General features: G+C 65.1%; 16 protein-coding genes. 8 read left to right on the top strand and 8 right to left on the bottom strand.

All coding sequences use genetic code 11. The features are described from left to right. Positions 1–9: 9 nt before the first annotated feature. The 4 genes from DVS29_RS21410 to DVS29_RS21395 form a co-directional block, all read right to left on the bottom strand. The gene (locus DVS29_RS21410; protein WP_118182494.1) at positions 10–1,248 is read right to left on the bottom strand and encodes a cation:proton antiporter; all 1,239 of its coding nucleotides are present in this window, start codon (positions 1,246–1,248) and stop codon (positions 10–12) included. A gap of 131 nt (positions 1,249–1,379) precedes the next feature. Continuing rightward, entirely contained in the window at positions 1,380–2,285 is a 906-nt protein-coding gene (locus tag DVS29_RS21405) for an autoinducer binding domain-containing protein (protein WP_124800674.1), read from the bottom strand. Further along, on the bottom strand, positions 2,198–3,439 hold the full coding sequence (locus DVS29_RS21400; protein WP_118182492.1) for an MFS transporter: 1,242 nt from the start codon (positions 3,437–3,439) through the stop codon (positions 2,198–2,200). Before DVS29_RS21400 ends, DVS29_RS21405 begins: the two co-directional genes overlap by 88 nt. Positions 3,440–3,445: 6 nt before the next feature. After that, positions 3,446–3,838 carry a RidA family protein gene (locus DVS29_RS21395; RefSeq protein WP_118182491.1) on the bottom strand — a complete coding sequence of 131 codons (393 nt, stop codon included), beginning with the start codon at positions 3,836–3,838 and terminating at the stop codon, positions 3,446–3,448. A 103-nt stretch (positions 3,839–3,941) separates the two neighbouring features. On the opposite strand from DVS29_RS21395, the gene DVS29_RS21390 reads away from it, so the two are divergent. Beyond that, on the top strand, positions 3,942–4,859 hold the full coding sequence (locus DVS29_RS21390) for a TrmB family transcriptional regulator (protein WP_118182490.1): 918 nt from the start codon (positions 3,942–3,944) through the stop codon (positions 4,857–4,859). 324 nt (positions 4,860–5,183) lie between these two features. On the opposite strand, the gene DVS29_RS21385 is transcribed toward DVS29_RS21390, so the two are convergent. Beyond that, entirely contained in the window at positions 5,184–6,131 is a 948-nt protein-coding gene (locus DVS29_RS21385; RefSeq protein WP_118182489.1) for an alpha/beta hydrolase, read from the bottom strand. A 108-nt stretch (positions 6,132–6,239) separates the two neighbouring features. Then, entirely contained in the window at positions 6,240–6,812 is a 573-nt protein-coding gene (locus DVS29_RS21380; RefSeq protein ID WP_118182488.1) for a TetR/AcrR family transcriptional regulator, read from the bottom strand. 296 nt (positions 6,813–7,108) lie between these two features. Here DVS29_RS21380 and DVS29_RS21375 point away from each other — a divergent pair, with 296 nt between their 5' ends. The 4 genes from DVS29_RS21375 (at position 7,109) to DVS29_RS21360 (ending at position 12,666) form a co-directional block, all read left to right on the top strand. After that, positions 7,109–7,783 carry a DUF3313 domain-containing protein gene (locus DVS29_RS21375; RefSeq protein WP_118182487.1) on the top strand — a complete coding sequence of 225 codons (675 nt, stop codon included), beginning with the start codon at positions 7,109–7,111 and terminating at the stop codon, positions 7,781–7,783. Positions 7,784–7,792: 9 nt separating this feature from the next. After that, positions 7,793–9,361 (top strand): PqiB family protein, encoded by a 1,569-nt coding sequence (locus DVS29_RS21370; RefSeq protein WP_118182486.1) that lies wholly within the window; start codon positions 7,793–7,795, stop codon positions 9,359–9,361. A gap of 177 nt (positions 9,362–9,538) precedes the next feature. Beyond that, a complete protein-coding gene (locus tag DVS29_RS21365) occupies positions 9,539–10,756 on the top strand; it encodes an HPP family protein (RefSeq protein ID WP_118182485.1) in 1,218 nt (405 codons plus the stop codon). Positions 10,757–10,866: 110 nt separating this feature from the next. Further along, positions 10,867–12,666 carry a chloride channel protein gene (locus DVS29_RS21360; RefSeq protein ID WP_118182484.1) on the top strand — a complete coding sequence of 600 codons (1,800 nt, stop codon included), beginning with the start codon at positions 10,867–10,869 and terminating at the stop codon, positions 12,664–12,666. Positions 12,667–12,693: 27 nt separating this feature from the next. On the opposite strand, the gene DVS29_RS21355 is transcribed toward DVS29_RS21360, so the two are convergent. Continuing rightward, on the bottom strand, positions 12,694–13,386 hold the full coding sequence (locus DVS29_RS21355; RefSeq protein ID WP_118182483.1) for a FadR/GntR family transcriptional regulator: 693 nt from the start codon (positions 13,384–13,386) through the stop codon (positions 12,694–12,696). A 226-nt stretch (positions 13,387–13,612) separates the two neighbouring features. Here DVS29_RS21355 and DVS29_RS21350 point away from each other — a divergent pair, with 226 nt between their 5' ends. The 3 genes from DVS29_RS21350 (at position 13,613) to DVS29_RS21340 (ending at position 16,593) form a co-directional block, all read left to right on the top strand. After that, a complete protein-coding gene (locus DVS29_RS21350) occupies positions 13,613–14,944 on the top strand; it encodes a C4-dicarboxylate transporter DctA (RefSeq protein WP_118182482.1) in 1,332 nt (443 codons plus the stop codon). 79 nt (positions 14,945–15,023) lie between these two features. Next, a complete protein-coding gene (gene alc, locus DVS29_RS21345; protein ID WP_118182481.1) occupies positions 15,024–16,034 on the top strand; it encodes an allantoicase in 1,011 nt (336 codons plus the stop codon). A 10-nt stretch (positions 16,035–16,044) separates the two neighbouring features. Further along, a complete protein-coding gene (locus DVS29_RS21340) occupies positions 16,045–16,593 on the top strand; it encodes an ureidoglycolate lyase (protein ID WP_118182480.1) in 549 nt (182 codons plus the stop codon). Here the strand turns inward: DVS29_RS21340 and DVS29_RS21335 are convergent. Then, positions 16,565–19,168, bottom strand: coding sequence for a 2-oxoglutarate dehydrogenase E1 component (locus DVS29_RS21335; RefSeq protein ID WP_118182479.1), 2,604 nt, complete (start codon positions 19,166–19,168; stop codon positions 16,565–16,567). The genes DVS29_RS21340 and DVS29_RS21335 overlap by 29 nt on opposite strands. Positions 19,169–19,400: the final 232 nt, after the last annotated feature.

Raw genomic sequence — 19,400 nt, 5'->3', positions numbered from 1 at the left:
TTTTGACGCCTACGTCTGCGATTGCGCGTCAGGCAGCGCACGCTCGGCGGATCGCAGCTGATAACGAACGAGCGGCGTGGTCGCTGCGGTCGTGACGAGCGCGAACAGCACCAGCATCGTGTAGACGGCGGCCGGCAGGATGCGCAGTTGCAGGCCGATCGAGAGCACGATCAGCTCCATCAGGCCGCGCGCATTCATCAGCGAGCCGACCAGCGCGGCGTCGCCCGGCAAGAGGCCGCAGAGGCGCGCGGCACCATACGAGCCGCCGAACTTGCCGATGAATCCTGCTGCCAGGAAGACGACAAACCACCACCATTCCCCATTGCCCGTCACGGTCGGCATCGACATGTGCAGGCCGGCGTACGAGAAGAACACGGGCATCAGCACCGTGCGCAGGAAGCCGCCGAACCAGCGGTCCCAGTGTTCGCGCAGGGCGGGAACATCGCGTAGCAGCATGCCAGGCAGCAGCGCGCCGAACGCGCTGTGCAAGCCGAGACTCGCGGTCGCGCACGAAGAGACCAGCACCGTGCAGACGACGATGGCGAACATCGCCGGCAGATCGTCGCGCGCCGCGAGTTTCGACAGCAACGGTTGGATCGCGACGCGCACGGCCGCGACGCATCCTGCGATATAGACCACGGGGCCCAGCAACGAGATCAGCAAGCGATCGTTGCCGTGTTCCGCGCCGGCGATCGATGCGACGACAGCCAGCAGTATCCAGCCGGTCACGTCGGTCATCATCGCGGCCGCGAGCGCGGTCCTGGCCATCGGATGATTGCTGAGGCCCAGGTCCGCGACGATGCGGACCATCACCGGCACCGCGGACACGCCGAGCGCGACACCGCAGAACAGCACATAGGAGAGCGCCGGTACGTTGGGTGCGAGCGTCGCGCGCGACCATGCGGCGACGCCCATGCCGAGCACGAGCGGCACTGCGAGGCCAAGCGCCGCGACGAGTGCGGGCAAACGTGCGCTCGCGAGCTTCGCCGGGCCGGGAAGGCGAATGTGCAGACCGATTTCGAACATCAGCAGCACGACACCCAGTTCGCCGAGCTGCGACAGGCTTGCCGACACGCTGGCGGGCAGCACGAACCGATGCAACGCAGGAAACGCGACGCCGAGCACCGTCGGCCCCAGCAGTATCCCGGCGACGATCTCACCGACTACGCGGCATTGGCCGATTCGCACCGCGACGCTTCCGCACGCATGGCAGGCAAGGATCACGATGGCTAGCTGAAGAAGGAACATGGCCGTTTCTGTTGTGCTCGAACGAAGGGTTCGCTTACGCTGAATTTCAGGTGACGAAGATAGCGGCGCGCTTGCAGCGCCGAAACTCCAGGAAATGAGAGGGGCCGCCTTGATCAAAGCGGGATCCCGTATCAACCGATCAGGCCGAGCGCGGCGGCGCGAGCGGCCGCATGCGTCTTGTTGACGGCGCCGAGCTTGCGGGCCGCGTTGGTGATGTGAAAGATGCAGGTGGATTCCGCGATGCCCAGAATCAGGCCGATTTCCGCGGCGGTTTTGCCTTCGGCCGTCCACGTCATGACTTCGCGTTCACGCGCGGACAGGCGAGGGATCTCGCTGTCGAACATCAGCGGTATCAGCGGCTCGATGATGCGGGACTGCGCGAAATGCGCGAGCCAGATCATCGGATATTCGATGTCGGCGAGTTCGTCGGGAGGCAAGGGGCGAGTGGCACGGGCGAGCGTGAACCAGGTCAGCGCGCCAAGGCGACCTTTCATCGGCATGGACCAGCCGTAACGAATCCCTTGCGCTTTCACTTCCGACCAGTACTGGTGATCGGACGCCGGTGTTTCAGTGCTCCATAACAGCGGAATGGATGAAGTCCTGCAGTGTCGAAGAATCGGATCGGATTCGGTGGTGACCGGATTCCGGAAACGCATCTGCAACGTCAGCGGATAGTCGCCGCGCGCCTCGACCGCTGGGCGTGAAAAAGGCACCGGCAACCGGATGCCGAACATCCAGAAGTCGAAGCGAAGCGCGTTCGCACTGCTTGCGATTTCCCGATGCAGCGCTTCTTCAGAAACGGAACGTTCGGCAAGCTCTTTAAGTCTCGTCTCGTACCACTGGCGCATGTGTTTTCCCCGAAAATAGTCCACTCGGGGAGCGCGCAAAGCTTTGAAGCAATCAGGTCTTCGACCTGGACGAGACAGCAGTGGATGCGGCCAAACGCGACCTAACGCACGCGGGTGCGCCTTTCTCCATCGCGCATGGCCGGACGTTCGCCTTGCATCTGCCGGATGCAGGTGAATGCGAGCCCGCACAGCGCGATCGCCATGCTGATGCCGCACACCGATTCCCAGCCGGTGCGCAGCAGAATCCACGGACCGACGATCGAACCCAGCGCGCCCGACGCGTAGTAGCCGAACATGTACACGGTGTAGATGCGGCTGCGCGCGGTGGCGTCGATGGCCATGAGTCGTGTCTGGTTCGCGACCTGCGAAGCGAAGCAGCCCACATCGAACAGCACGAGGCCTGCGACAGTGCCCGCGATCGACGCGCGGGTGACCAGCAGCAGCGCAACGCCGGCCACGACGAGCAGCAGACCGGCGATGACGACGGGGCGATGCCCGAACCGGTCGGACGCGCGGCCCGCTGCGCGCGTTGCGAACAGACCGAGTACGCCCGCGAAGCTGAACAGACCCGCCTGCGCGGTGTTCAGGTTGAATGGCGGACCGGCCACCTGCAGCACCAGCGTGACCCAGATCATGCTGAACACGCTGAACCAGCACGCCCCCGCGATCATCCCTTCACGCAGCAGCGCGTGTTTGCGCAGTAGCGATGGCAGCGACGCAAGCAGGCCCAGATAGCTCGACGTGTGCTGCGGCCGGTCTTTCGGCAGCAGGCGATACGCGAGCACCGCGAGCACGAGCGCGGCGGCGCCGAACAGCAGCAGCATCGCGCGCCAGCCGACTGCCTGCGACAGCAGCCCACCGACGAGGCGGCTCAGGAGGATACCCGCGGACACCCCGGTGCCGACGGTGCCGACTGCGCGCCCTTTCGAATCCGGCGGCGCGATCCGAAACGCGACGGTGGCGAGATGCACGGCGTTGGTGGCGGTTGCGCCGATCACGCACCCTGCCGCTGCCAGCGCCGGCAGCGACGGCGCGCATCCGGCGAGCACGAGCGCGACCGCGAGCGCGGCGAACTGCCACGACACGATGCGAGCGGGCGAAAGCTTGTCGCCAAACGGTGTGAGCAGCAGGATGCCGAACATATAGCCGACCTGCATGCTGCCCGCGACGAATCCCATCGCACCGGGCGGCACACCGAACGTGTGCGCGACGGCGGGCAGCGCCGGCTGCAGCGTGTAGTTGTTCGCGATGGCCACGCCGGCGGCGAGCGCAATGAATGCGGTCAGCCAGTGCGAGCGCCTGTCTTGCGCCTGCATCACGCGTTCTTCCGCGACGCGGTTCATCGCGCGTTACGCGGCGGCTTCGTGCTTCACCGCGGTGATCTCGATCTCGACGAGGATCTTCGGATCGATGAACGGCGCGACATGTAGCAGCGTGAGCGCCGGCCGGACGTCGCCGAACACTTCGCCATGCGCGCGGCCGGCTTCTTTCCAGTTCGCGACGTCCGTGACGTAGAGCCTGCTTTGCACGACGTCCTTGTAGCTGAAGCCGGCGTCGCTCAGCACGCCGCCGAGCTTCTGCAGGATCGCGCGGGTCTGCGTGTACAGATCGTCGCCGACGATCGCGCCGTCCGCGCCGCTCGCGGCCGTGGCGGAGACATAAAGCGTGTTGCCTGCCTGGACCGCACGCGAGTAGCCGATCGTCGCTTCCCATGTGGAACCAGACGAATAGCGCTTGTGCATGGTGTTCTCCTTCGGTCGAACGGGTTGTACTACTTGAGGAGTAAAAATACTTACTACGGCGGTAGTGTACGTAGCCAAAGGTGAATATGCTAGTCTCGCGAGCATGACTACGATTATTTCCGACGAGCTGCTGTCTGCCCTGATCCGGCTAGGCTTTTCCCAGTACGAAGCCCAGGCTTACTGCGCACTGTTGCAACGCTCGCCGTTGAACGGTCACGAAGTTGGCAAGCTCTCCAACGTTCCTCCATCGAAGATCTACGAAACGCTGCAAAGGCTGGACGCTAAAGGCGCCGTACTGCTGCATCGCTCGGAGCCGGTTCGCTATGCGGCCGTGCCGTACGCGGAGGTGCTGTCGCGTATGCGCGAGCGCTTCGAGGGCGACCTCGAGCTCGTCAACAAAGGGCTGTCCACGTTGCCCGCCACGCGCGAACTCGGGCTCGTATGGTCGCTGCGCGAGCGCAGTGCGATCATCACCGCGTTTCGCAGCACGATCGACAGCGCGAAGCAGACGCTGTTTGCCGCGGTTTGGGACGAAGAGATGGAGCCATTGCGCGACGCGATCGAAGCGGCCTCCGCGCGCGGTGTGGATGTGCACGTCGCCATTTATGGCATGGCGAGTCTGAACGGACCGCGCTGTTACGACCTGCGTGAATGCGGTGAAAGTGCGCGCAGGCGTCTCGAAGGGCGGCGTCTGTCGGTTGCTGTAGCGGACGAACAGGATGCGATCACTGCGGAGTTCGGGGTATTCCCGAATGAAGAAGCTGTGCTGACGAATAACCCCGTCGTGAGTCTGCTCGCCATCGAGTATGTGAAGGCCGACGTGATGGGGCGCATCCTGATCAATTCGATGGGGCCGCGCGCTTACGAAAAGGCGCTGAACAGCGAGGTCATGCAGGCGTTGCTGTCGGCGAAAACGATTCGGCCTTTGCCGCAGCAACGCGATGCCGCACAGCCGGCTAGCGAAAAACGCAAAAGCGCCAAAGAGACCAAACCTGCCAGAAGCGCAGCGAAGCCCCGCTAACGGGTCAGTGTTGAACTGATCCGACAGTCAAACCGGACGCTTGGCAAAGACTTCAAATCCGCCTACACTACCCGTGTAGTGCAAATGCTCCACCAGGGTAGTAAAAAACAGCGGTAAGGCGGTAATTCGTACGCAAAAAAAAGCCGCCCAAAAACGAGGCGGCGTAATGATTCTGGCTATTCCGAGGGCCTTGCCAGAACCTGAGAGAAGGGTAGTATCACACAAAACAATGTTCCGCGTACGAAGGTTCCCAGCCCTCGTGACCATCAGGTCCGAGGGTTTTTGATTTTCTGGGGGGGCCTTTGCCAAAGGGCAACCAAAGCATCAATTCGCTGAGGTCCTCAGCGCCGCGCGCAACGCCTGCGCCAGTTGCTGCTGCGCAAGCCGCGCGGCACGCACTGCACCGCCCATGCTGATGAATCCATGCGCGAGGCCGTGATACTCAACGACGATCGCGTCGTTGCCCGCTTCAAGCAAACACTGTCCATAGGCAAGCGCCTCGTCGCGCAGCGGATCGTGCGTTGCGACCTGCAGAAGCGCAGGCGGCAGCGTCGACAGGTCGTCCGCGAACAGCGGTGCGGCAAGCGCATTCTTCGGCGCACCTTCGGTGCCAAAGTAGAAGCCGTTGAAGTAGTCGATCATGCGTGCCGTTAGCGTCGGCCCTTCTGCGTAGAGCGTGCGTGACGGAAAGTCGACGCGCGAACCGGCGGCCGCCGGCGGATACACGAGCCCCTGAAACGCGATGGCCGGGCCGCCACGGTCCCGCGCGAGGATGCACATCACGGTCGCGAGCAGCGCGCCGGCGCTATCGCCCGCTACCGCGATGCGTGCGTGCCGCGACGCGAGTTCGCTGGCGTTGGCGGCCACCCATTCGAGCGCGGCCCACGCGTCGTCGATGGCGGCGGGGAACGGATGCTCGGGCGCGAGCCGGTAGTCCACCGACACGACGGTCGCGCCACTGTCGTCGCACAGTTGACGGCAGACGTTGTCGTAGCCATCCACGTCACCGAGCACGAAGCCCCCGCCGTGGTAATAGACGACGATGCCCTCTGCCGCTTCGCGATGCGGACGGTAGATGCGCAGCGGCAGCGCGCCGCCGGGGCCGCCGATCGTATGGTTACTCGCGCCGACGTCCGCGGGCGGGACATCCGCTGCCGCCAGGATCTGGCGATACACGGCACGCGCCGCTTCCGGCGGCAGTTCGGTCAGATCCGGCGCACCGGACGCCGCGGCCTGAGCAAAGATGGTTTGGAGAGTGCTGTCGAGCGGCATGGCTGGCCTTGTGTGATTAGATACAAAACATAATCGTTATGTTTAATATCAATTCTAGGCAAGCGATGCCGTCGCGACATCGGGACAAACGAGCATGCGCGGCAGCGACTACTTTTTGCCCTTCGGCGCGGACCAGCGCGACTGATCCAGCAGACAGTCGAACACCCGGTCGCGCTCTTTCTTCGGCAGCGGAGAAAGGCCGAGCAGTTCGATGAAGATCAACCCTCGGGCGGCGGCCCAGCGCACAAGCGCCAAGTCCACGTCGTCGGCTTCTTCCTTGAGGGCTTCGACCCGCTTGACGTCGAGCTTGCGGGTGGACGCAAGCAGCTCCGGGTCTTCGACCATCGCCGCGATGATCGCGAGCGCGACCGAGTGCGGCTGGTTGATCGCTTCCCGCGCAATGGCGAGCTGCGACATCAGCGTGCGTTCCGGCATCTCCGGGTCCGCTTTCGCGAGCCACGCCTGCGAAAACTGCTCGAAATATTCGACCTGATGCGCAAGCAGCGCCTTGAGGATGCCGTGCTTGTTGCCGAAGTGATGCAGCAGGCCGCCCTTGCTGATGCCGCTTTCGCGCGACAGCGTTTCGAACGTGAGTTCGCCTGGGCCGTCGCGCGACAGGATGGCGAACGCCGCCTGGATGGCGGCCTGACGTGAACGTTCGGAGCGGGTGGGGTTGTCCATGGGTTCCAGCGGTGAATGGCAAAGGCGCGCGAACCGCGAGTGAGTGCTTCGGGCCGCCACGCGTGTCAGGCATGCGAGACCCGTCATTATGGCCTGTTTGCCGATGCGCTCCGATCCCGGCGGACGCCTCCGCGGTTCTCGTGCCCTCGTATTGTGCAGACGTTCAGGCATAAAAACAAACCGTACATCCGGTTTACATCCGGAGCTTGCGGTGCTACGCTTCGGTCTCGCGTCAACAGCCGGGCGCAGTGACCCCGGCATCCCTCACTAGCGCGGACCCTTCAACGGAGCTTCCAATGTACAAATCGGATCACGCACGGTTCGCCGTGCTCGCAGTCGCATGCGCAGCGCTCGTGGGCTGTTCGAGCGCGCAGCCGCCGGTCGCCTATACGGGCGTCGCCTCGGCAACCTATCTGAAACCCAACGCGCAGAAGGACGCCGCGCGTGTGCCGTACCGCTACACGACGGACGTCGACTGGCGCCGCTATCACAAGCTGATGATCGACCCGGTGGCCGTGTACAGCGGCGCCGACAACCAGTTCGGCGACCTGCCCGCCGAAGACCAGCGCAAGCTCGCCAATTACATGGAGTCCACCTTCGCGCAGAAGCTCGGCAAGCGCTTCGAGCTGACGAATGCGCCGGCCCAGGACACGCTGCGCCTGAAGCTGACGCTCACCGGCGCGGAAACGAGCACCGCGGTGCTGTCGACGGTCTCGCACTTCGACATCGCGGGTGGGCTCTACAACGGCGTGCAGGCTGTGCGCGGCGGCAAGGGTTCGTTCACGGGCTCCGTGACCTACGTGGTCGAGCTGTATGACGCGTCGTCGAACCGTCTGTTGCAGGCGTACGTGTCGAAGCAGTATCCGAACGCGATGAACATCGGCGCGACCTTCGGTTCGCTCGGCGCCGCGAAGACGGGCATCGAGAAGGGCGCGGACGCGCTCGTCGCGCAACTGGACAGCCGCGGATAGCGGAACGACGTGCTGAACCGCAGCGCGCTGCCGTCGCCGATCTGGCTGGTGCCGCTCGTGGCGGCGCTCGTCTGCATCGCACTCGCTGTGCAGGCGATCGCCGCGCGCGGGCCGGTCGTCACGATCAGTTTTCTCACCGCCGAAGGCCTCGCCGCCGGCAAGACGACGCTGCGCTATCGCAACCTCGATATCGGCATGGTGAAGGACATCCGGCTCTCGCGCGACCACTCGCGCGTGCTTGTCGATGCGCAGTTGACCGACACCGCGAAGCAGTTCGCCGTCGAAGACACGCGCTTCTGGGTCGTGCGGCCGCGCATCGGTTCGAGCGGCGTGTCCGGACTCGGCACCGTGCTGTCGGGCGCGTACATCGGCGTGGATCTGGGCCGCTCACGCGAGCGCCGCGCGCAGTTCATTGGCCTCGAAACGCCGCCCGCCGTGACGAGCGAACGCAACGGGCGGCGTTACGTGCTGCACGGCACGTCGCTGGGCTCGATCGATATCGGTTCGCCTGTTTACTACCGGCACGTTCAGGTCGGGCAGGTCACTGCGTTTTCGCTGGACAGCAACGGCGAGGGCGTGACGGTCGACGTGTTCGTCGACGCGCCGTACGACCGCTACGTCGATCTGAAATCGCGCTGGTGGCATGCAAGCGGCGTCGACTTGCGGCTCGACTCGAGCGGCGTGCGCCTCAACACGCAATCCCTCGCCACGGTGCTGCTTGGCGGCATCGCGTTTCAGCAGCCTCCGCCCGATCAATCCGTCGGCGAGACCGCGCCGGACGGCGCATCGTTCACGCTTGCCAGTGACGAGACCACGGCGATGCGCGATCCCGATGGCCCGGCGGCGCCCGTCATGATGAAGTTCGACCAGTCGCTGCGCGGACTCGCGGTGGGCGCGGCCGTCGATTTTCACGGCATCGAACTGGGCTACGTGACGAAAATCGACGTCGAATACGATGCGAAACGCGGCGATTTCCTGATGCCGGTCACGATCAACCTGTATCCGAGCCGCCTCGGCCGCCGCTATCGCGATGCGGTGCAACAGAGCGATCCGGAGGAGGGCAAGGCGCTGTTGCGCAGGCTCGTCGCGCGCGGGCTGCGTGGCCAGCTGCGCACCGGCAATCTGCTGACGAACCAGCGCTACATCGCGCTCGACATGTTTCCGAACGCGCCGCCGGTCAGCATCGATACGGGCAGAACGCCGCTCGTGCTGCCCACGGTGCCGAACACGCTGGAAGAACTGCAGGTGCAGATCGCGGACATCGCGGGGAAGCTCGACCGCGTGCCGTTCGCGGACATCGGCCGCAACCTGAACGAGACGCTGACGCGCGCCACTGCGCTATTCGATCAACTCGACACCGAGCTGCTGCCGCAGGCGCGCGATACGCTCACCGAAGCACAACGCACCTTCAGCACCGCCCAAGCGACGCTGCAGCAGGATTCGCCGCTGCAATCCGATATACATCACGCTCTGACAGAACTGACGAGGACCTCGCAGAGCCTGAACCAGCTCGCGGACTATCTGGAGCGGCATCCCGAATCCCTGCTCATGGGCAAGCCGCAGGACGAACGGCACTAAAACGGCACTGAAGCGGCGCGGGGCGGCAACGCGCGGATCGTCCCAACATTCGAAACACTAGCTGGTCCGTGATATATCACAACATAATATAATCATGACCAGAAAGTCGTTCCGCATTGCAGTCATCGCCTTTAGGGTGTGCGCTCGACTCCGACCCAACCCGTTTCCGCCCGACCGATGTCTTCCCGCACTCCATTCTCACGCTGGCTGTCCAGTTTCATCCCCGCGCCCGTCACCGTCCGATGGCCCGAACGCTGGCGCTCGTGCCTCGGCGCGCTGCTCGGCATCGCGTTCACCGGCGGCTCGATGCACGTGCTGTTCGGCGGCGGCGCGGACTTCCCGCTGCTCGTCGCACCGATGGGGGCGTCGGCCGTGCTGCTGTTCGGCGTGCCCGCGAGTCCGCTCGCGCAGCCGTGGTCGATCATCGGCGGCAATCTCGTGTCGGCCACGGTGGGCGTGACGTGCGCGATGCTCGTCGGCGATCCGGTGCTGGCAGCCGCGCTCGGCGTGAGCATCTCGATCTGCGGAATGTTTTTGCTGCGCTGCGTGCACCCGCCATCAGGCGCGGTGGCGCTGACGGCGGTGCTGGGCGGACCCGCGATCCATCGGCTCGGTTTCGGCTTCGTGCTCACGCCGATCTTCGTCGAGTCGTGCGCACTGCTTGCCGCGGCGCTCGCGTATCACGCGGCGACGGGGCACCGCTATCCGCACACCGTGCCGCACGATCGTGCGAAAGATGCGAAGGCAGCCCAGTCCGCGCAGCCCGCGGGTATCACGCCAGATACACCAGGCATCACGCCGGGCTTTACGCGCGCCGATCTCGAAGCGGTGGTACGCCGTCAGAGCGAATGGCTTGACGTCGATCTCGACGATCTGGAAAAGCTGATGCGCGAGACGCAACTGCAGGCGTTCGCGCGCGGCTTCGGCGAACTGACTGCCGCCGACATCATGTCGCGCCGCGTGCAGTCGGTGACGCGCGATACCGCGATCGCACGGGCGTTCGCGGTGCTTCGGGAGCACAACGTGAAGGCGCTGCCGGTGACCGAAGCGGACGGGCGCCTCGCGGGCATCGTGACCCGCGCGAACCTCGCCGCGAGTTTCGGCGAACGTGGCGCCGGCTCGGGCGCTTCGCGTCTCGCGTCGCTGTTCGGTCTGACGGGCGGCGGGCGCGATGACGGTTCGGGCCCCGCAGTTGGCAGCGTGATGACCAGCCACGTGGTGAGCGTGGGCGCGAAAGCACCGCTGACGGAGCTCGTGCCGTTGTTCGCACACCACGGCCACCACCACATTCCGGTGGTCGATGCGACCGAACGCGTGGTCGGCATGATCACGCAGGTGGACCTGATCTCGGGCCTGTACCGGCATTCGGCCGGACTCGAAAGAAAAGTGGCGTAAAGCCGGCGCGTCGCTGCATTGCGGCAACACCGGCGTCTTCTCGTCAATTTATATCATCATGTGATATATTCGACGGTTCGTGCAGTTCTACTGATAGGCCTCGATTGACCATGAGCATCGCTTTACACAAGCGCGATTTCTCGATCAACGCGCGATTACCTCTGATCTTCCTGCTGGCGGCTTGCATCGGCGCAGTCAGCACGCTGGCAGCCTACGTGCTGCTGAACCTGATCCGGCTGTTCACCAACCTGTTCTTCTTCGGTGCGTTTTCGTTCGCCGACCGCTCGCCCGCGCAGAACCATCTGGGCCTGTGGGTCGTGGTGATTCCGGTGGTCGGCGGCGTGATCGTCGGCCTGATGGCGCGCTACGGCTCGGACAAGATCCGCGGTCACGGCATTCCTGAAGCGATCGAAGCGATCCTGTTCGGCAAGAGCAAGATGTCGCCGAAGGTGGCAATCCTGAAGCCGCTGTCGTCGGGCATCGTGATCGGCAGCGGCGGCCCGTTCGGCGCCGAGGGCCCGATCATCATGACGGGCGGCGCGCTCGGCTCGCTGATCGCTCAATGCGTGAAGGTGACCGCGGCGGAGCGCAAGACGCTGCTCGTCGCGGGCGCGGCGGCCGGCATGACGGCCGTGTTCGGCACGCCGGTCGCGGCGGCGCTGCTCGCCGTCGAACTGCTGCTGTTCGAATGGCGGCCGCGCAGTTTCCTGCCGGTGGCGGTGGCCTGCGCGGTGGCGGGCTTCGCGCGCGCGATCTTCTTCGGCACGGGTCCTCTGTTTCCGCTGGAGACAGCGGCGCCGGGCGGCTGGGCGCTCCTGTCGTGCGTGATCGCGGGCCTGCTGTGCGGCGCGCTCGCATCCGGCCTCTCCGCTGCGCTGTACAAGATCGAAGACCTGTTCTCGGAACTGCCGATCCACTGGATGTGGTGGCCCGCGTTGGGCGGCATCGTCGTCGGGATCGGCGGTTTTGTCGAGCCGCGCGCGCTCGGCGTGGGTTACGACGTGATCGGCGATCTGCTCCATCAGCACATCGCACTGCAGATTGCGCTCGCGTTGCTCGTCGTGAAGGCGATCATGTGGGTGATCGCGCTCGGCTCCGGCACGTCAGGCGGCGTGCTCGCACCGCTGTTGATGCTGGGCGCAGGGCTCGGCACCGTGCTCGGCCCCATCCTGCCCGGTCATCAGCCCGCGCTGTGGCCGCTAGTCTGCATGGCCGCGACGCTCGGCGCGACGCTTGGCGCGCCGCTGACTGCCATCGTGTTCGCGTTCGGCCTCACGCATGACAGCAACGCGCTGTTGCCGCTGCTGACGGCCACGCTGGTCGCGCATGGCTTCGCGACGGTCGTGATGCGCCGTTCGATCATGACGGAGAAGATCGCGCGGCGCGGTTATCACATCTATCGCGAGTACGGCGTCGATCCGCTCGAACGCCACTACGTGGACGAAGTGATGACGCAGACCGTCGAATCGATCGATGCGGCCACGAGCATCGCCGATACGCTGGCCACGTACTTCGGCGCCGCACAGAAGCGCCGCGCGTATCCGGTGGTGCGCGACGGCGCGGTGATCGGCATGGTCGATCGTGGGTTGCTCGAGCGCTACGTGCATGGCGATGCGGCATTGGCGCGCGACGTCTCGGTGGTCGAAGCGTTGCCGAAGGGCGATCCGCTCCTCGCGCTGCCGGAAGAAACCTGCCGACTGGTTGCAACGCGGCTCGCGGTACATAACGTCGAACGTCTGCCGGTGGTGGTGGATCGCACGTCGCGGCGGCTCATCGGTATCGTGTCGCGTAGCGACCTGATCAAGCCTTCGCTGCTGCACTTCGAGGAAGAGCACAAGCGCGAGCGCTTCCGCCGCGTGGTGCCGGCGATGGGCAAGCGCAGGTTTGCGCCGGTGCGCAAGACGGGTTGATTTCAAGCGCAGCGGTAAAGCTAAGGCCTACCGCTGCGGCGTCGGAAAATACACCCCCGCGCGTTGCGCGGCGTTGACGATGTGCGCTTCGATCGCGCGGCCCGCGGCCTCCGAATCGCGCTGGCGCAGCGCATCGAGAATCTCGCCGTGCTCGCGCCACGTGGAGAGCACCAGTTCGCGCCGGTAGAACGGCATGCGCTGACTCTCCTTCATGATGTCCGCGCTGCTGCGCAGGATCGATTCGATCGCCGCATTGCCCGCAATGCCGACAATGCGCATGTGGAAATCGAAATCGAGCTGCGCGGCTTCATCGAGCTCGTTATGCGACAGCGCCGCCTGCAGCGCCGCGAGATTCTGCTCGAACCAGTCGACATCCACATCGCTGATCGCGAGCGCCGCCATGCGCGCGGCGAAGCCTTCCAGCGCAAAGCGCATCTGGTACGTATCCGGCAACGACGTCTGATCGGCAAACCGCCAGGTCTGTGTTGCCGGCGCCTGCGCGCTTTCCACGTACACGCCCTTGCCGGGACGGATCTTCAGGAGTCCGAGCGCTTCGAGCGTGGTTAACGCTTCGCGCAGCGATGCCCGGCTGATCTCCAGTTCTTCCGACAATTGACGCTGCGCGGGCAGCAGGCTGCCAACCGGATAGATGCCGGTCTCGATCCGTTCGCGGATCGTCGCGATCGCGGCATCGGTGACGGTATGGGGAACGTTCTTCATCGTGCTCGGGTTCTCCAGGCTGGTCTGACCTCATTGTAATCCCGCCTGCCGACGTCCGCATGCCCGTCACTGCTGGATAGCAGATCGGAGACGCTGCCGTACTCAGAAAATGCGCGGGTAAACACTGCCTTTTGATTCCTTGACCTCACCATATCGGTTTCCTAATATCGTCCATAACATCACTGGTCGGACCAGTATGAACAGTTGAATCAACCAGGAGACTGCTGTGGCGAAGTTCTTCAACTCGTTGTTCGGGCGGGTCGTGATCGCGCTGGTCGCGGGCATCGTGATCGGCGCTGTGTTCCCGCATTTCGCGCAGTCGTTGCGGCCGCTCGGAGACGGCTTCCTGAAGCTGATCAAGATGGTGATCGGGCCGATTGTGTTCTGTGTGGTGGTGAGCGGCATGGCGCACGCGGGCGATCTGAAGAAGGTCGGCCGGGTGGGGCTGAAAGCGGTGGTGTACTTCGAGGCGATGACCACGGTCGCGCTCGTGATCGGCGCGGTGCTTGCGTATGCGACGCGGCCGGGCGCCGGCATGAACGTCAATCTCCATTCGCTCGACGCGGCGTCGCTCGCCACCTACACCGAGCACGCGAAGAACCTGAAGGACACCGCGGCGTTCCTGCTGAAGATCATTCCCGATACCGCGATCGACGCGTTCGCGACCGGCGACGTGCTGCAGATCCTCGTGTTCTCGGTGCTGTTCGGCGCGGCGCTGTCGTTGCTCGGCGACAAGGCGCAGCGCGTGAACAACCTGATCGACGAGATGGCGCAGATCTTCTTCAAGGTGATGAGCTTCATCATCAAGCTCGCGCCGCTCGGCGTGCTCGGCGCGATCGCGTTCACGACCGGCACGTATGGCGTCGCGTCGCTCAAGCAGCTCGGCCTGCTGGTGATCGTGTTCTACGCGAGTTGCATCGTGTTCGTGGCGGTGGTGCTCGGCATCGTGATGCGGCTCACGGGCTTCAGCATCTTCAAACTGATCCGCTATCTGCGCGAGGAACTTTCGATCGTGCTCGGCACGGCTTCCTCCGACGCCGTGCTGCCGCAGGTGATGCGCAAGCTCGAATGGATGGGCGTGAAGGACTCGACGGTGGGCCTCGTGATTCCGACGGGCTACTCGTTCAACCTCGACGGCTTCTCGATCTATCTGACGCTCGCGGTGATCTTCATCGCGCAGGCTACCAACACGCCGCTGTCGATGCACGACCTGATCGTTGTGGTGCTGGTGTCGCTGATCACGTCGAAGGGCGCGCACGGCATTCCCGGTTCGGCCATCGTGATTCTCGCCGCGACGTTGTCCGCGATTCCGGCGATCCCGGTGTTGGGTCTCGTGCTGATCCTGCCGGTCGACTGGTTCGTCGGCATTGCCCGTGCGCTTACGAATCTGATCGGCAACTGCGTCGCGACGGTCGTCGTCGCGGTGTGGGAGAACGACATCGACAAGGCGCGCGCCCGCCGCGTGCTGAACCTCGACCCGGCGCTGCGCTTCCAGCCTGCCGAAGAAATCGCCGCAGGCGAAGCCGCACCGGCAGGCCAGCACGCCCCGGCGCATTGAAACACTGAAACGACGGCGCTCAACGTATCCACGCGCCGCCGCTCGACATTCAACACGAGACACCGAAAGAGTACCGACCATGGCCATTCCGACGCTCGACCCCAACGCCCCCGCCTTCACGCGCCGCTACATGAACCTCGCCGATCCGCGGCTGGGCGCGAAAGCGCTCTTCGCGAGCGACGAGTTCTTCGCGCCGAAGGAACGCATGCTGGACCCGCAGCCCGCCGTCTTCATTCCCGGCAAGTACGACGATCACGGCAAATGGATGGACGGCTGGGAGACGCGCCGCAAGCGCACCACGGGCCACGACTTCTGCGTGATCAGGCTCGCGCGCCCCGGCGTGATCTACGGCATGGATCTGGATACGAGCCACTTCACGGGCAACTTCCCGCCGGCCGCATCGATCGAAGGTTGCCGCTGCGATGGCGAGACGCCGCCCGACAACGCCGACTGGCAGACGGTCGTGCCGGCCACCACGTTGCAGGGCAACCAGCACCACTATGTCGACGTCGCCGCGCGCGACACCTTCACGCATCTGCGCGTGAACCTGTATCCGGATGGTGGCCTCGCGCGACTGCGCGTGTACGGTCAGCCGGCGCGCGACTGGACGCGTGTCGAACGCGGCTCGCTCGTCGATCTCGCCGCCACCGAAAACGGCGCGTATCTCGTCGCGGCGAACAACCAGCACTTCGGGCTCGCATCGCAGATGCTGATGCCCGGCCGCGGCGTGAACATGGGCGATGGCTGGGAGACCCGCCGCCGCCGCGAGCCTGGCAACGACTGGGCGATCGTGGCACTCGCGCGGCCCGGCGTGATCCGTCGAGTTGAAGTCGACACCGCGCATTTCAAGGGCAATTTCCCGGATCGCTGCTCGTTGCAGGCCGCGCGCGTCGCGGGCGGCACCGACGATTCGCTGATCACCCAGGCGATGTTCTGGCCGGTGCTGCTCGACGAGCAGAAACTGCAGATGGATCACGTGCATATGTTCGAAGCGGACCTGGCCGCGCTCGGCCCGGTGACGCACGTGCGCTTCAATATTTTCCCCGACGGCGGCGTGTCGCGTCTGCGTCTGTGGGGCGAGATCGAATAGGAGTGCCGCGATGAACACGCTTTCCGTCGAGCCGCTCACGCGCGCCGCGTTCGCGCCGTTCGGCGATGTGATCGAGCTTGCAGGCGCGCGTCATTTCCCGATCAACGGCGGCACGACCGAGCGCTTTCACGATCTCGCGAAGGTCGATGTGTGCGAAGCAGGCGGCCGGCCGCTGATCAACCTGTTCCGCGCGCAGCCACGTGAGGAGCCGGTGGAGATCGCGCTGATGGAACGGCATCCGCTAGGCAGCCAGGCATTTCTGCCGCTCGACGGCGCGCGCTATCTCGTCGTCGTTGCGCCCGCCGGTGAGTTCGATCCCACAAGGATGCGCGCGTTCGTGAGCGAAGGTTGGCAGGGCGTGAACTATGCGAAGGGCGCGTGGCACCATCCGCTGCTCGCGCTCGATCGTGTCAGCGATTTCATCGTCGTCGATCGTGGCGGCGAGCAGCCGAATTGCGACGAGTGCGCGCTCGCCACGCCGTGGCGGCTGGATTGGACGATCAACCCAGCCGCGCACGATCACGCCGAGGTCAGCACGACCCTTGTAGCGCAGCCGTAACCAGCCGCTGCTGCTCCTGCCGGTGCGCGCGCATCGACGCGTGCGCGCCGGCAGGCGTCGCGATACGGCACACGTCGCTCAGGCGCACGCCGGGCGGCACACACGCTTCCAGTTCGTCGCGCACGCCGCGCCACGCGCCCTGGTTGCGGTCTTCTTCCTGCGCCCACACCACTTCGCTCAGGTTCGGGAAAGCAGCGAGCGCCGTGCGCAGTTCGTTGACCGGGAACGGATAGAGCTGCTCGACGCGAATCAGCGCGACGTGGCCGAACGCATCGCGACGTTCGTCGCGCGCAGCGGCGAGCTCGTAGAAGAACTTCCCGCTGCACAGCACTGCGCGCATAACGCGCTCGGGCGCAACGATCGCCGCATCGGCCAGCACCGGCACAAACGAGCCTTCGACGAATTCGCGCAGCGGCGAATGCGAACGGCGATTGCTGTACAGCTGCGTTTTCGGCGACATCACGACGAGCGGCTTCGGCGCCGTTTGCGCTGCCTGCTCGCGCAGCAGATGGAACCACTGCGCGGAAGTCGACGGCACGACGACACGCAGGTTGTCGTCCGCGCACAGATGCAGGAAGCGGCCGAGGAAACCGTTCGAGTGCTCGGGCCCGACGCCTTCGTGACCATGCGGCAGCAGCAGCGTCAGCGCGGAGCGATAACCCCACTTGTACTCACCCGGCGCGATGTAGTGATCGACGATCACCTGTGCGCCATTCACGAAGTCGCCGAACTGCGCTTCCCAGATCGTCAGCCGTGATTTCGTCTGCACGCTGTAGCCGTATTCGAAGCCGAGCACGGCTTCCTCGGTGAGCGGCGAGTTGACGATGTCGAACGCGCCCTGGCCCGTTGCGACATGACGCAGCGGTACGTGACGCTGCGGCGTTTCGCCGGCTTCCTGCTGCTGACCGTGCCAGACGCCATGCCGATGCATGAAGGTGCCGCGGCCCACGTCCATGCCTGAGAGGCGGACGCCGTGCCCTTCCTCGACGAGCGATGCGTACGCGGCGTTCTCCGCGAACGTCCAGTCGACGGCGTTGTCTTCGCTCGCCACCGCGGTGTGCCACCTGCGCGTGAGATTGCGCACCAGCTCATGCGGCAGCAAGCCTTCGGGCAGCGTCGTCAAAGCCTCGTTCAGCGAGCGCAAACGTTTGCCCGACAGCGTACGCAATGCATGCGGCGTGCGTGCGTCCGGCGTCATCGCGATGAATGCGGCCGTGCTGTGCGCGGTGCCCGCGTTCAGTCGTTGCGCGGCGGCGTCGCGCAGCGCGGCGAGCGGCGTTTCTTCGGCTATCACGGTGTGATACAGCTCCGTGACGGTGGGGTGCGATGCGATCGTCGCCTGGCGGCGCGGCTGCGTGAGCGTCGGCACGTCGTGCTCGGAATGGCCGAGCCGGCGATATCCGATCAGGTCGATCACCACGTCGGCGCCGTGCGCCATCCGGTAGTCGAACGCAATGCTGACCGCACGCAAGACGGCTTCGGGATGATCCGCGTTCACGTGAATCACCGGCGCGTCGATCATGCGCGCGATGTCGGTGCAGTAGTCGTGCGCGTCGACGTCCATGCGGTTCGGCGTCGTGAAGCCGATCTGGTTGTTCACGATCACGTGGATCGTGCCGCCCAGTTCATAGCCGTCCCGCCGCGTGAGGTTCAGCGTCTCCATTACGATGCCCTGGCCCGCGAACGCGGCATCGCCATGCACGACGACGGGCAGCGCGGCCGCGTCAGGATGCTCGTCCTGATACGCGCGCGCCATGCCGCTCACCACTGGAAAAACGCTTTGCAGATGCGACGGATTGTGCGCGAGCAACAGTTCGACCGCGCCATACGCGGTCTGTCGGCGCGCGCTGCCGCCCAGGTGATACGGTAGATCGCGCTGGGTCGCGGCGATATCCGAATCCGTATCGAGGCAGCCCAGCATCGTGCCCACGTCGAAGCCCATCACGTTGATGAGCGCGTTCAGCCGGCCACGATGCGGCATGCCGAGAAACACCTGATGCACGCCGCGCTTGCCCGCTTCGTCGGCGAGACTTTCCAGCAGCGGCACGAGGCTTTCGCAACCTTCGAGCGAGAAGCGCTTCGCGTCGGCGAGATGCGCAGCGATGTGACGTTCCCACATTTCCGCCGCGACCAGCCGCGCGAGCAGCGCGCGTTTGTCGTCGCGCGTCGGCGGCAACGCGAGCAGGTCCGCTTCGAGACGGGCGAACATCCAGTGACGGCGATCGTCGCTGCGAACGCCGCTGCAGTCGAGGCCGATCGGGCCGCAATACGCGCGCTTCAGTTGCCGTTCGAGATCGTGCACGGTGATCGCCGAGGGCAGCGCGGCGTCGTCGAACGCGCGTTCCTGCTGCGGATCGAGCCCGTGGTGCGCGAGCGTCAGCTCGGGCAGCGTGGGCTGCGCCGTGAGCGCGAGCGGATCGAGTTGCGCGCGGCGGTAGCCGTGCTCGCGGTACGCATCGATCAGGCATGCGATCGATTGCGATGCGTGGCTGGGTGACATGCTGTCCGCCTGTGCGGACGGCGTGTCGGAGCGGTGCGTGGACGCGACGGCGTATTCAGGGTAGCGGGAAGTCATGATTGAACACCAGGTGAGATTCCGTTAGTCGGATCTCGCCGGCCGCATTCCGATACGCGCGCCGAGCCCCGCGTTGACGGCGGAAGCGGGGACGAGCGCCTTCCAGCGGACGGCAAGACGATTGGGAACGCATCGCGGCATGTATTTCGCCGGTCGCGTTCCTGCGTTGATTCAAGCGAGCCCGCTGCGACGGCGGGCCCGTGTCTCCATCCGTGGACTGCGCTGCTTTCGG

The organism is Paraburkholderia phosphatilytica, from assembly GCF_003443895.1.
Lineage (GTDB): Bacteria > Pseudomonadota > Gammaproteobacteria > Burkholderiales > Burkholderiaceae > Paraburkholderia > Paraburkholderia phosphatilytica.
Note: the sequence above shows the minus strand (reverse complement) of the source record. Positions and strands in the feature narration are given on the sequence as shown.